A 13,160-nucleotide genomic window follows, 5' to 3' on the forward strand; every position below is an offset into this window, starting at 1 on the left:
ATAAGAAATTAGTCCCAATGAAAATTGGGAAAAGGATTTAAAATTATAAAATAGCGGCGGGCGGGCGAAAAGTAATTGACGAAACTCCAACAGGTTTGCTTTTAAAAAAAGCAAAGTTTTTTTGTTGCGGTTCTATTGCAGGATTAAAAGTAAAGTCAATGTCAGAAGAAAAACAAATATAAACAAGCTCAAAATTTTCTTTCAGGCTGTCCTGCATTTGTTTTTCGTTATCGGAATATTTTTTAAGGCTTTTCTGCAGTTCGCATCGCCCATTACAGGTGTTAAAAATCTGTTTACGCTGTATACAGATAGTTCTGGCAATTTCCTGCTGATTTATTTTAAAATTGGCATATACAAACATACTGCCCATAGAAGGAAGAAAAATCAGACCACAAAGTAATATGATAATATACTTTTTCAAGAATGTTTGTTTGCTTACAAATGCAAAAGTAAACTAATTTTGTTTTTATTTTGAAAAAACTTCTTGTTTTATTAAGTAAAAAAAACATCATAAACTCTCTTTCAACCACTTAAACAAAAGCAGAATCAATTTCAATTATAGATTTTGAGTGTATGATAAGCAAAAGAAAAATCCTATTGCGGTATTTTAGAAATCAGGTCTTTCCGCTTTTCTCACGATTATGTAGCCAGCATAATTTAATAAAAACTTTATATTTACAAAAAACTTTGAGTGAAAGAAAATATTAAGAAAAACTCTATTACGGATATCCTTGAAGCATTGGGCGACAAGCCTCAGGCTGACGAACTATATATCTACATTAGCACTGAAAGTATAAGCGAAAATCCCTTTCCTTATCCCTTCCGTACAGATAGCTACAGCATTATGATCATCTTGTCAGGGAGTGCAAAAATCCAGTGTAATTTAATGGATTATACTCTTCAAACAAATGATATAGTGCTGATTTCACCCCATACAGTAACTCATATTATGGAAATTGAAGAAAGTATGTCTGTTATATCAATTACTTTCACGCTTAATTTTGCATTAACCCATAGCATTAACCGAAATGACTTGAATGCCTTCGAGTTTTTTGCTTCAAAAACTGCCCTGAACCTGGGATTAAAGAAAGAAGAAATCAAAGAACTTGTTAAACTAACTCATCTGCTACATGAAAAAAATACAACTGAAAGTCGTTTTTACGGTAAAGAACTTTTAGTTCACAGTTTCAATCTGTTGATGTATCAGGTTGCCGCTGTATACAGGGAAAGATACGATGAGAACATTATAAAAATGACTCGCAAGGAAGAAATAACTTCAAAATTCATAAAACTGTTGGAGAAAAATTTTAAACAGCAGAGAAAAGTACAGTTCTATTCTGATACCCTGCACATGACAGCAGGCCATCTTTCGAAAATACTTAAAGAAGTATCAGGAAGGACAACCGGTGAACTTATTGATGCCGCTATTATAACTGAGGCCTGTATTCTACTGGCCAATCCAACATTAAGCATTTCTGAAATATCAGACGAACTGAATTTCAGCGATCAGTCTTTCTTTGGAAAGTTTTTTAAAAAACACACCCGTTTATCACCATCCGAATACAGAAGAAAAACATAAAAGCAGTTGATTACATCTTGCTTAATGAGAATTTCTTAATTTACTTTCTGTAACTCTTTTTGACCCTTGAGTTTCTGGTATTTCATGCGACCCCATATATACCATTCTATAAGAATACAGGGGAACGGCTCTCTGGCACTAACACAGCTGATCTTGTTGGAGGTAAAATTAATTATGCCAGACAGGCAGCTTCAAAAGCCGTTTCAGTAAGCAAACTTCAAAATAAACTTACTGCCAACACGGTACTACTTAATACAGAAACCACTTACTAGAGTATTATCAACCTCAAAGAAAAGATAATTTTATCAAAAAAATAAATCAGTCTGCAAGAAACCTTTTTTAAGAAAAAAGCCTTCAGAAGGCGATGCTTTGAAGGCTCTTTTTTCAACAATAATTAACTAATACAAAATATAAAACCAGTTTATCTGTAAATTGCAAACCGGCCAAACATTTGTTCTTTTGTGGTGATCATTATTTACATGCTGAGTACTACCGATACTCTTAATGTCGTAATAAAAAATTAAAAATTTGGAAGTGATAATAATGGTATCTGAAGCCCTGATGCCATAGTCCGGGTTTTACTAATGTGAACCATGGAATCCCAGAAACCATATTTTTGTGGCACCATCACTAACATATCGGCATTATAATTTTCAATCTCTTTTTTAATTTCTCTAACAACATCGCTTGAACGGATACTTTTAAAACGGTATTCAGCCCGCTGTTCCGACTGTTCCTTCTCACCTATTACCTCCTGCTGCTGTTCGATCATTTCTTCAACTCTGTGGTCAACGCTGAAAAACTCAACCTCAGCTTTTAAAGCTTCGGCAGTCTGGCTGAACCAGCTTAATTTCTGAATGGATTCTAAATTACGACTTTCAAAGGCAAAGAGTATTTTTTTTTCACTTACAAAACGGGCACTGTGAGGTACGGCGAGTACCGGTATATCTACATTCTTAATAACCCAGGTTGTTGAATTACCCAATAAGTCCTGCTCGATTGACCGCTCTGCCATTCCCATAACGACAAGTTCAGTCTGATTTTTTTCAATCAGCAGGGGAAGCTCTTCTTCAAGTGAAGAATAAAGACACAAACTCTCTACCTCAATGCTATATAAACGTGCAATATCATCTGCAAGATGTTTGAGTCTTTCTTCAGAATTGTTGAGTTCTAATTGCATATTATCACCTGAAATTCTTGAATTTGAACTGTGAATTGAAAGAGTAAATGAATTAAAAAGGATTAGTCTTGATCCTTTTACTTTTGCGAATGCCGCCGCATAGTTTACCGCGTTTGATGCTGTTGCTGTAAAATTTGTTGCAGCAATTATGGATGTGGATAGTGACATAAATAATATAGTTTATAGTTTAAAAGTTCAGCAATGATTTGGTCTGTGAATTTGATGAAAATTTCCCTTATAGTGATGCAAAATGAATCCATAATGGCAAGAGTTTTTTACGGTCTTCTATTAATTCGTCAAATTCATTAACCTGAGAGAACTGATTATCCTCGGGACTAATTGTCATGGCCAAAGGCAGAAGAAGCATTCCAATAAGGCTGATGACAACAGGAAAAGGATTAAAAGAATATAAAGTGATCATTTTCTTTATAGCCATAAATTCTAATCGATTCTGATAACAGAATAAACTCAAATCAGTTTTATTTGCAATTAAATAAGCCGCAAAGTCTGGCTTTTCGAATAATAGTTCAACATATTTCAGTACAAGCTGTTCCAGTTTTTGTTCTGTCGTTGACTGGGCATTATTTAAAGTCTGCAATACTTCTGTAAAAAAAAGAGTACTGTTGTGTCTTGCCCTTTCCCTGAAAACCCAATTTTCCTGTTCAAAGTAATAATTCATACCAGAAAAAACATTGGTATCCTGCTTTATGGCATTTTCTTTTTTATTGCCTAAAAAATCCTTATACCTGAAAAAAAAATGGACTGCGGCTATGATTTTCCGCCGTCTTGCCATTTGAATCTGTCCTTTTATGGTAGTTTGAGTTATCATCTTTTAGTAGATTATTTTAGGACTGCAAACCATATCTCTATCTGATTGTTTAAGAATTCCATAAAGAAAACAAGTGATATAAGTTGCGCCAAATACATCCAAAATCAAAGATATTCCACATAGATGGCATAGAAAAGGGCGTTTTTCTGCTAATATTGGTCAATTTCCCGCTTTATGAAAAACGTATAATAAAGGAAATTCATTCTTCACTATTTCTAATTTGAAACTTTGTCAGCAGAAGCACCAAAAACAAATCCTTTATTACTGAACTCTATAGGATATTCGGGCATAAAATAAGAAATTCCCATATAGCTTGCCACCACACCCTGACCCTGGATTAGTTTGTTTTTCTTTCGCAGAAAAATAATCGGACTTATCGTTTTGCTGCCTCCGTAACTAATGTATCGAAATTTACCCCGAAGGGTATCACCAGAAATCAATCCTTCCACAGCTCCGGAATCTTTCATGGTTCTGCTTCCGTAATACACTTCATAGCTGCCGTAAAATCTCTTTTCATAAGTTTCGATTCTTAAAAATGCAGTATCCCTTCCCTTTACTGCCGTATAAAAAGTCTGATTTTGCTTTACATCATTACAACTGGTCACGCCCAATAAAGCTACAAGAATACTAATCCAATAAATGCTTTGTTTTAATAAGTTCAGGTTCATATTGATAATTTTTAATAACATCATCTTTTTTAAACAGTCAAACATGCTCAATAAAAGCGATAAAAAGTCGGTTTAATAATAAATCCTACGCGCAACATGCCCCGCTCTTTTTTAAAATCAATAAGGCTCTCACTGTAACCCTGCCACCACTGCAGGGTAACCAGCTGATTTGCACTTTTTGTAAGTCGGTAACTAACCGCTGTATTGATGCTTCCTTTAAAATCCCAGTCGGCCCCTTTCCTTACTGTCAGATCAAAAAACAGTCTGTCTTTGTGCAGCGCCCACTGCAAATGCCCTTCGCCATAGCCAATATATCTGGGTAATGATGGATTATTATCAATGAGAAAAGGAATCCATGCTTTGAAGCTGAGTATGAGTTTTGGTGAAAATATCCTTGTAAAACCAACTGATACAGTATTAAGGCTCCGTGAATAAATACTGTCTCGTCCATTGGATTCATGCTCTATACCAAGAGTAAGGGCACCAAAGAAGCGGTTGTCCTTAAATACCGGTTTTAAAAGCATTAGCCCTGGATTATAGTTGCTTTCTTCAAAAGGACTTGATGCTTTATATACTTTCCAGAACGATTTTTGTGTATAGGTAAGATAGGAATAAAAGCCTGCTATAGAAGCCTTGTCGGCCAAACGCTGTTTAAAACTAAACTGGAATTTGGCATCCATAGTATTGCGTGACGGCTGCTCTCCCATGTCAACGCCTGTTACGAAATAGTTATCCTTATATATAGAGAATGCAGGAAGTGATGTAATAATTGTATGTACAGAATCCCTGTCAACCGGAATCTGTCCGTAGCTCAATACCGTAAAAAAAAGAAAGAAAAGGAAATTAAATTTCATGTAATGGTATTTCATTACGGCAAATTTATTTCAGAACCAAGGTATGGAAAAGGTCATTTTTAAGCCACTATTAGTCAGTTTCTGTTTTTTTTATAACTATTCATCAGCCTTTCATTGATTTAATAGCTAGACCTCCTATGACTTCAAAAACAGAAAAAATAATTTTCATGAATTGCCCTTTTTAAAATATAAAAAGAGAATAATAAAAACCCGTTGGGTGAAATTAAAAATAAGTGTCAGGCTGAACGGAGTCGAAGCCCTTTCGTATTCAAAAACCTTCGACTTAGTTTATCCTGAGCGAAGTCGAATGGACTCAGGATGACATCAATTCCTTAAGTTATAAATGATGTTTTACTCCCTATTTTTTACTTTTTATAATCAAATCAATTTTTTTTAATCAATTTAACCCAATAATGGGTTAATAAAACTTACTGGATATAATTTTTTCAATATTTGATTTAACTAAAGAGGTATTTTAAAACTTATCCTAACAGGACAACAAACTATTATAATTCAAATTATCTTAAAGACAGGATAACTTCTTTTAAAATACTTTCTGCAATTTTATTATAGTCATTGTTGTAATGATGTGAACCCGGTAACTCAATTATTTTAATTTCAGATTCTGAAAAACGTTTGCGGGTTTCAGGATCCTCTTCATTTCCAAAATAACAAACCAGATCGTACGGTTTTATTTTCTTCATTTCAGCAATCACATTATAATTGTCATCCGAACTTCCCATACTCAGCATATCGGCAATATGAATTTCAAAATCTGCTTTTATATCTGGCGATAAAGAGTATACACCTTTTAACTTTTCTTTTAAAGTCTCTGTAAAATTTGCTGCTACAAATGGCACTACGGATGCGCCAAATGAATATCCGGCAAGAATAAATGTTTTTTTATTCCATTGCTGTAAATAATGTTCAACAGCTTTCGATATAGAATTTGAAGTTTTCTGTGGGGTTTTGGCATTCCAAAAATATTTTTGGGCATCTAATCCTACTACAGCAATTCCTTTCTCTGCCAAAGCTTCACCAACAGACTGATCAAAACTTGTCCACCCGCCATCACCTGAAATCAAAAAAGCAATCGGTAAATCTTCGTCTTTCTTTTTCGCCGGAATTAGGGTTAGAGGCATTTCGAATGGCAAAGGTGTGAGATGCTGTTCTTTGAATAAAGGATTCTGTTCTGATTTTTGTTTGGTATAAGACAGGTTTAAAATTTCCTTATAAGCCCCAATAAACTGTGGTAACCAATTTTTGGTAACCGAAAAACCATGCCCAACTTTAGAAAGCGAAATTATTTTTCCCTGTTTTAGTCCATCCATATATTTCTTAGTATCGGCATAATTACAAACCTGATCAGTAGTTCCCTGAAGTACAATAAAGGGAGCTGTTAACTTTTCTGTTTTATCCAGATAATAGGCTTTACCCTCCTTTAAAACATGAGAAGTAAGTCCGGAACCGTCACATAATATTTTGTCTGTTTCTATATCGGGGCAAAATCCCAGTGCGAGGGCACCGCTAAATGTATTGGCAGGAGCTTGTGCCAACATACCATAAACCAAAGTTGCTCCTGAAGAATATCCAACTAATATTGGCTTCAGATACTGTTTCATCTTTAACTTTTTTTGCAGAATCATGCTCAGCTCTTCAAAATCCCCAGCTGGATAATAACATTTTGTTTTTTCTTTTTTAATCTCTTTAAAATAATGCTGAATGTCTATCCCGGCAACAAAAGCGCCCTGATTTACTATATTTTTAGCCATTTCAACGACACCGCTGTTCCACCCTCCGTCTCCTGAAACAAACAGAACAACCGCTTTTGGTGTTTCCCTGGGACTATAAATCGTAACTTTTCCAAATGCTCCAACCTTTATAGTATCTGATTCAGAAGCAAAAGCACTGCTTCCTAAAAAAGTAATTACCAGAATTACCCATACAATTTTATTCATCTTAATTATTATTTAGCATTATGAAATTGAAAACTATATATTTTTATGATACATGATAGCTGAAATTACAATAAAATACACATAAAGATTAAGCATGAAAAGTCTCTGCCACAATCCTTTATAAAAAACAATGAAATTATTTTCATCAGAAGAAAAGTGAATTGTAAAAAGTAACATCGTAATAAATCCAATGGTAAAAATAATCCGTGACAATAAAGTGAAACCAGGCTTATTTCCCTCTATTATTACCTCTTTCATTATTAAAGGCAAGATCAATGCTGCAATAACACCAATACCTCCTGCTATATCATGCATTACAAACGAATCGGTCATTTTTCCCGCTATTCTGTCTGCTTTGAATACACCGGAACCTATGCCTTCTCCTAATCCGTAAAGGATAAGCAGCAGGGAAGCTAGTCTTACATTTTTATGATTGCCTCCAAATGCTTTTCTAAAAATGATTCCGAAGAAAATAAATACAATTCCAATAAATATCCACCATGCCGAAATGAATTCTGATACAGGACTTTCTGAAGCTCCCAAAGAACTCATAGTCCTTTCCAGTTGACGGTATCCAGGATAATAACATCCTGACAACAACAATACAATAACATCAGAGATACAAACAGTAATACAAATCAGGGCTGTGCTTTTAACTAAATTTACCCGCGCTACTCTCATGATTGCTATAGTTTAAAGTTATGGTTTTACGACTTTATTTAAAACTATCGGGGCTTGTAGTAAATCATAATCATGAGAATAAACTAAGTATTTATTGTACCAAACTGGAGAGAATTTTTCTTTAAAATCGCGTAATCCTTTATAATGCGAAAAGAATTTAATTCGTTCATAGGCAAATTTCATTGATTTTTCAGGAAAAGTATTCGCTTCTTCTAATCCGCTCATTGCTGCTAACCCTAGATTTACGGATGTGCAGCCCTGAGACTTTAAATACGTAAAAAGTTCTAAAAGGATAAAATCTATGATTCCGTTTGGAGCATCATTGGTTTTACGAATCAAATCATATGTCCCTTCCCCTTTTGCGTAATCAGGGATTACATTTAAAAAAGCTACAATTTTTTCTTCGGAATTTTCAACCGTAATAATGGCCTGCTGTTTAAGTTCCTCCCAGTCAAATCTACCCTGCGAAAAAATGATTTCGGTTCTTCCGGTACTCGCGAGCCATTCATCACTTACTGCTTTTATTTTTTGCAATAATCCGTCTTTTACCGGTGCTGTATGAATTGTAGTTTTAAAACCTTTCTCTTTTACTTTGCTTATCGCATTGCGAAGGGATTTTTTAGCACTGCCTTCCAAAGTAAATGCTGATAAATCTACTACTCCTTCCTGACCGATAAATAAACTCTTTTTCTGAAGCGAATAAAACAACTCCAAATTTTCTTCGGGTACACGATAATAAAGGCTTCTTAATCCATTGTCATAACAATAGGCATCAAATTCGAGAATACATTGTTTCATTTCTGTCTCTGATGCTGCAACGGGATTTTCAAGTACTACGGCAAAATTATCAGTCACACGATAAGCTAAAAAGGCTTTTTTAGAACCGGCAATAAAAATAACTTTATCATTATAGGTTTTAAAATAATCCAAAGAAGAATTTCCATACTCATTCATGATTTCAATAGCTGTTGCAAAATCATTTTCTACTGTTTCCTTTCTTATGGTATATGGACGAACTAAGGTGTAAATCAAAAATCCGAGTGATAAAAATCCACAACTATTAATGGACAGTAAAAAACGTCTCGCAAAGCGATCCAAAGGCACCAAATCTGAACTGCCTATTAAAAAGTAATTCTGAAGGCCGTATTTGACAGACTCGACCCAGTTAAAATCAATATTGAAATGTTTTTTATCCAGAAAATAAAAGCCCAGAATGCTGTATACCAAAACAGAAACAATACTTATTAAAACGGTCTTTAAACCTACACTCTGCAAATGCGAACTGCTTTTTACATAATATTCTTTTCTGGTAACAATTAAACTAATCAAAACCACCAGTGCAACAGTGGCTTCTTCATAATCAATTGCTTTAGTAAGGTGTCCGATAACTGAAATACTGGTAAGAAAAACAGCAAACCACCAGGAATTTCTTAATCCTTTGAGCATAAAAGCCGCGTTAACAAGCATAAATAATCCGGCTGTTATAACAAAATAATTTGAAGCTTTAATAGCCGAAACCGGAACGATATTTTCCAGAGTATGAAGACGTTCAGAAATAGCCGGAGTTAAAACCGATATTATATTGATTAATCCTAATAGAAAAAGCAGAAAAGAAGGCACGATGCGCATCAACAATTTATTGGCATTAAACAGAAAAAGTGATGCTCCGGCCAGCAACGGAATCCAGAATTCAAAAAAACGATACAAAAAAGTAACGGCTATGGCATTGACATTTGAAAAGCCAAATTGTATCAGTATAAAACTCATTGAAATTTCAATAGCGCCAAGACCGCGCAGAAAGGGAGAAACAATCAGGAATATCACCGAAATAATATACCCCATTATGGCTGCAGATAATGATGGTGTAAAACCTAAAGCAATCATAGCGATATACAAATGCCCAATTCCGACAAACTCAATGAGTAAAGAAAAAAAGATTACCAGCCAGAATTTTTGTTTATTGATTCGATTGTTCTGCAAATCATCCATAAATACCTCAGCAGATGGAAAAAACTTTACAATGAGGCGGTATACATAGCTTTTCTTTAAAATTGATTTATAAATATAGAAAATCAGAATCCCCAATACCGCAACAGCTCCAAATGCATACCATTCTCCTGCTCCTAAAGTACCCTGAAAGAAAGAATACAATAAAGCAGGGATTGCTACAATAATTACGGAAAGGATTCCGACAAAACCATATAGTATTGAGGCAAAATGAATTTGAGTCTGCTTTACCCCTTTTTTTTCAATGGATTTTGTAAAAAATGCCAAAGACGAAATTCCGCCTGCCGGCAAAAACACACTTACAAAATTTCGTTTGAGAAATAAAACAACGGATTGCCTGAATGAAATCTCACTTTGTATCGCTTTAAAAGAAGCAAAATACATTAGTGCCTGTAGGATAATATAAATTCCGGCTAAGGCAATTCCACACAAGACCCAAAAAATGCCTGCATCTGCAATTACATTTTTTACTTCTTTAAGCTCTGAATTTTCATGTTTGATAAACCAGATTCCGATTCCAATAAAGAAAATAGTGAATACAAACTGCCTTATAATTTTATCATTTTCCCGTAAAAAGGAAATACCTTTTGTTTCTTTAAAGTAATCTGAAAACTTATTGAAAATGGTCAGTACTTTCATATTTATCTTATTGATAATTTAGTTATGAAAATCAAATTTAGGCGTATATAAATGTACAATTATTATCTATTTGTAAAAGAATTGTCTTTTTATTTTTTCAATACAGGTACAATATAATATTCAGACTATTTTTTATATTTGAATGAAATTCCGTTTAAAATTTTAATTTAATAACAGCAAAAATCTATGAAGCTATTTTTTACTAAAACACTCTTATTTTTAATGTTGTTAAATTTATTTTCCTGTGAAACCAAAAATTCAAAGCTAAAGCCTTATAAAGCGGGCGTAATTTTATCTTTTGATGATGCTTATGTTGATGAATGGTACGAAGCTGATCAGGCTTTAAAAAAATATTCATGGAAAGCCACTTTTAATGTCTGCCGAATAGATTCTATAGGAACTCCACAAATTAAAAAACTGCTGGAAATGCAAAAATACGGTCACGAGATTGCCGGACACGGTTATCACCATTATAATGCTGTTAAATTCGCAAAAGAATACGGAATTCACCAGTACATGGATCAGGAAATAAATCCTATGATTACCTCTCTGAAAAATAAATCCTTTAAGACTACTTCATTTGCTTATCCATATGGAGAAAGATCTGATTCTCTTGATCATGCATTATCTCCTAAATTTAAGATCATAAGAGGTCGCGCATTTGGAGGGGAGATTCCTGAAAAACAAGATAGCTATTTCAACAACTCCAAAATTGTTTTTGCTTTTGATATTGATAATAGCCATATTCATTTTAGTATTCCTTATCTTCTGGAACTCTTACATTACGCTAAAGAAAATAATAAAATTTTAATACTGTGCGGCCACAAACCTGTTAAAGAAATAACTGAAAATTATCAGACCAAAATAGAAACACTCGAATTTATCTGCAAATATATGAAGCTAAATGATCTTAAATTTTACAGGCTTTCTGATTTGGATGATCTACTTTCTCAGCAACAATGATTAACTTTCTAATTTCTATTTGTTTAAATGAGGTTATCTAAAAATTAACTGGATCCAAAAGTTTAAACAAATTTATACTATTGATTAAATAGAATTTTATCCAGCTGCTGTGATAATTAATGATACTCTAAATGATCATTTCCGGCTGATTCAAAATTTTAAAGTTTTTTTATACTGGGTATTCATAACATAATTTTATAAAACAAAAAAACCGTCTCAAAAATTTGAAACGGTCTTTTAACAACAATAACTAACTAAATTTAAGGTTTAAGTTCAGTAAACTTTGAATCTAATTCAAAAGCTTTCTTCACTTTTTCAACAGTAATTTCCTTTTCAACAGAAAATGATGTCGTTTGTTTAATATTTAATGATGATGTTACTGCAAGTACTTTATATTTTCCTGCTTCAGCAATCCACGCACTTCTGTTTTCTAAGAAAGATGCCAAGTCTTTTGGAGCTAACCTCAATGTCAATGTTTGACTCTCGCCTGGTTTCAATTCTTTTGTTTTAGCGAAAGCTTTTAATTCTTCTTTCGGTTTGTCAATTGATTTTGAAGGTGCCGAAAGGTATAATTTCTTCCTAAAGTCACAAAAGCAATTTCAGAACTTGCTGCTTTTTTAGCCAGGAAAACATCATCCATTTTTAGTTCCGGAAGTCTTTCCGGCAAAGCCAAAATTCCTCTTGCTTTTCTTCTTTCTTTCTCAGCAACTACTTCTTTTTCTGCGTGAGGTGTGTACAAATCAACTAATTCTTTATCCAATTTATAACCCGCAGCATTCAAACCTTCTAAAAGAGAAACCGTATGTTTATTGTTCACACTTCCAGATCCTGTTCCACCCGTAATCCACACGTACGAAGTCACTCCGAATAAAGAAACTTCTTTTTGCTTGTCAGCGAAAGGCAAAGGGTTTTTCTCATTTTTAAGCAAAACCATTCCTTCGGCAGGGGCTTTTCTTATTACTGCTGCATTTTGAGCTAAGTTTGGTTTGTCACTATATTTATATTTTGCAAAAGTTGGTGTACGGAAAATATATTCTAAAACTCTTTTTACATTGGTATTCGCTACTTCCTGAGATAATTTTCCTGAATTTAAAGCTTCTAACAACGCTTTTTTCTGAACAGGAATTCCCGGCATCAAAAGATCGTTTCCTGCAATCATTTGTTTTACAACATCAGAGTTTGAACCGTCTTTGATCGATTCATAACCTGGGAAACCACCAAACCAGTCTGTCATTACAATTCCTTTTTACCCCCATTCGTTTCTTAAAACTTCCGTCAACAAATCTTTTCTGGCTGAAGTATATTCCCCATTGAGTTTATTGTAGGAAGACATGATGATCCAAGGATCTGATTCTTTAACTGTAATTTCAAAACCTTTTAAATACAATTCTCTAATCGCTCTCTCAGAAACATGTGCATTGATAGTCAAACGGTTACTTTTTTAGTTATTCACTGCAAAGTGTTTGATAGAAATTCCAACACCTTGCGACTGGATTCCATTAACAATAGCTGCGGCCGTTTTTCCTGAAATCAGCGGATCTTCAGAATAATATTCGAAATTTCTTCCGTTTAGTGGATTTCTGTGAATGTTCAAAGCTGGGGACAATAAAACGTCAACACCATATTCTTTTACTTCATTCCCCATTGCTTTTCCAACTTCTTCCAAAAGTGCTTTGTTCCAGGTCGAAGCCAAAGCCGTTCCTACCGGAAATGCTGTTGCATAATACGTTTTCGAATCATTTTCTCTGGTTGGTGCAATTCTCAATCCCGCAGGACCATCGGCTACGACCGTTGCAGGGATT

The 13,160-nt window shown here is 34.1% G+C and carries 13 protein-coding genes and 1 pseudogene; 3 read left to right on the plus strand and 11 right to left on the minus strand.

The annotated features are described in order from the left end of the window. Positions 1-43 precede the first annotated feature (43 nt). The gene (locus BXU10_RS16125) at positions 44-421 is read right to left on the minus strand and encodes a hypothetical protein (protein ID WP_223255479.1); all 378 of its coding nucleotides are present in this window, start codon (positions 419-421) and stop codon (positions 44-46) included. Positions 422-691: 270 nt separating this feature from the next. Between BXU10_RS16125 and BXU10_RS16130 the strand changes: the two genes are divergently transcribed. After that, the gene (locus BXU10_RS16130) at positions 692-1,579 is read left to right on the plus strand and encodes an AraC family transcriptional regulator (RefSeq protein WP_078228440.1); all 888 of its coding nucleotides are present in this window, start codon (positions 692-694) and stop codon (positions 1,577-1,579) included. 59 nt (positions 1,580-1,638) lie between these two features. Next, on the plus strand, positions 1,639-1,851 hold the full coding sequence (locus BXU10_RS25040) for a hypothetical protein (RefSeq protein ID WP_078228443.1): 213 nt from the start codon (positions 1,639-1,641) through the stop codon (positions 1,849-1,851). A 248-nt stretch (positions 1,852-2,099) separates the two neighbouring features. Here BXU10_RS25040 and BXU10_RS16140 read toward each other — a convergent pair whose 3' ends face one another. The 7 genes from BXU10_RS16140 to mprF form a co-directional block, all read right to left on the minus strand. Further along, complete coding sequence (locus BXU10_RS16140; protein ID WP_078228445.1) at positions 2,100-2,927, minus strand: universal stress protein; 828 nt, start codon at positions 2,925-2,927, stop codon at positions 2,100-2,102. A gap of 67 nt (positions 2,928-2,994) precedes the next feature. Next, positions 2,995-3,588 carry a hypothetical protein gene (locus tag BXU10_RS16145; protein WP_078228448.1) on the minus strand — a complete coding sequence of 198 codons (594 nt, stop codon included), beginning with the start codon at positions 3,586-3,588 and terminating at the stop codon, positions 2,995-2,997. Positions 3,589-3,803: 215 nt separating this feature from the next. Then, entirely contained in the window at positions 3,804-4,280 is a 477-nt protein-coding gene (locus BXU10_RS16150) for a hypothetical protein (RefSeq protein ID WP_223255480.1), read from the minus strand. A 23-nt stretch (positions 4,281-4,303) separates the two neighbouring features. Further along, a complete protein-coding gene (locus tag BXU10_RS16155) occupies positions 4,304-5,125 on the minus strand; it encodes a phospholipase A (RefSeq protein WP_078228450.1) in 822 nt (273 codons plus the stop codon). A gap of 503 nt (positions 5,126-5,628) precedes the next feature. Beyond that, the gene (locus tag BXU10_RS16160; protein ID WP_078228451.1) at positions 5,629-7,068 is read right to left on the minus strand and encodes an AcvB/VirJ family lysyl-phosphatidylglycerol hydrolase; all 1,440 of its coding nucleotides are present in this window, start codon (positions 7,066-7,068) and stop codon (positions 5,629-5,631) included. 33 nt (positions 7,069-7,101) lie between these two features. After that, complete coding sequence (locus BXU10_RS16165; protein WP_078228454.1) at positions 7,102-7,749, minus strand: DUF998 domain-containing protein; 648 nt, start codon at positions 7,747-7,749, stop codon at positions 7,102-7,104. 18 nt (positions 7,750-7,767) lie between these two features. After that, positions 7,768-10,395: a bifunctional lysylphosphatidylglycerol flippase/synthetase MprF gene (gene mprF, locus BXU10_RS16170; protein WP_078228456.1), complete on the minus strand. Its 2,628-nt coding sequence runs from the start codon at positions 10,393-10,395 to the stop codon at positions 7,768-7,770. A 222-nt stretch (positions 10,396-10,617) separates the two neighbouring features. Between mprF and BXU10_RS16175 the strand changes: the two genes are divergently transcribed. Then, positions 10,618-11,358 carry a polysaccharide deacetylase family protein gene (locus BXU10_RS16175; protein ID WP_223255481.1) on the plus strand — a complete coding sequence of 247 codons (741 nt, stop codon included), beginning with the start codon at positions 10,618-10,620 and terminating at the stop codon, positions 11,356-11,358. Positions 11,359-11,618: 260 nt separating this feature from the next. Here BXU10_RS16175 and BXU10_RS25300 read toward each other — a convergent pair whose 3' ends face one another. The 3 genes and pseudogenes from BXU10_RS25300 to BXU10_RS25310 all read right to left on the minus strand — a co-directional run bounded on the left by BXU10_RS25300 (position 11,619) and on the right by BXU10_RS25310 (position 13,123). Next, entirely contained in the window at positions 11,619-11,903 is a 285-nt protein-coding gene (locus tag BXU10_RS25300) for a fibronectin type III-like domain-contianing protein (RefSeq protein ID WP_223255500.1), read from the minus strand. Then, the gene (locus BXU10_RS25305; protein WP_223255482.1) at positions 11,879-12,592 is read right to left on the minus strand and encodes a glycoside hydrolase family 3 C-terminal domain-containing protein; all 714 of its coding nucleotides are present in this window, start codon (positions 12,590-12,592) and stop codon (positions 11,879-11,881) included. The genes BXU10_RS25300 and BXU10_RS25305 overlap by 25 nt, the downstream gene beginning before the upstream one ends. A gap of 12 nt (positions 12,593-12,604) precedes the next feature. Then, positions 12,605-13,123 (minus strand): annotated as a pseudogene (locus tag BXU10_RS25310) (glycoside hydrolase family 3 protein). Positions 13,124-13,160 lie beyond the last annotated feature (37 nt).

Source organism: Flavobacterium sp. LM4, assembly GCF_002017935.1.
In the GTDB taxonomy this organism is placed as follows: Bacteria; Bacteroidota; Bacteroidia; order Flavobacteriales; family Flavobacteriaceae; genus Flavobacterium; species Flavobacterium chungangense.

What these genes read in the sequence shown, in the direction of transcription:
- BXU10_RS16140 (WP_078228445.1), bottom strand. Translation starts at nt 2,927, where the DNA reads ATGTCACTATCCACATCCATAATTGCTGCAACAAATTTTACAGCAACA.
- BXU10_RS16145 (WP_078228448.1), bottom strand. Translation starts at nt 3,588, where the DNA reads ATGATAACTCAAACTACCATAAAAGGACAGATTCAAATGGCAAGACGG.
- BXU10_RS16150 (WP_223255480.1), bottom strand. Translation starts at nt 4,280, where the DNA reads ATGATGTTATTAAAAATTATCAATATGAACCTGAACTTATTAAAACAA.
- BXU10_RS16155 (WP_078228450.1), bottom strand. Translation starts at nt 5,125, where the DNA reads ATGAAATACCATTACATGAAATTTAATTTCCTTTTCTTTCTTTTTTTT.
- BXU10_RS16160 (WP_078228451.1), bottom strand. Translation starts at nt 7,068, where the DNA reads ATGAATAAAATTGTATGGGTAATTCTGGTAATTACTTTTTTAGGAAGC.
- BXU10_RS16165 (WP_078228454.1), bottom strand. Translation starts at nt 7,749, where the DNA reads ATGAGAGTAGCGCGGGTAAATTTAGTTAAAAGCACAGCCCTGATTTGT.
- mprF (WP_078228456.1), bottom strand. Translation starts at nt 10,395, where the DNA reads ATGAAAGTACTGACCATTTTCAATAAGTTTTCAGATTACTTTAAAGAA.
- BXU10_RS16175 (WP_223255481.1), top strand. Translation starts at nt 10,618, where the DNA reads ATGTTGTTAAATTTATTTTCCTGTGAAACCAAAAATTCAAAGCTAAAG.
- BXU10_RS25305 (WP_223255482.1), bottom strand. Translation starts at nt 12,592, where the DNA reads ATGACAGACTGGTTTGGTGGTTTCCCAGGTTATGAATCGATCAAAGAC.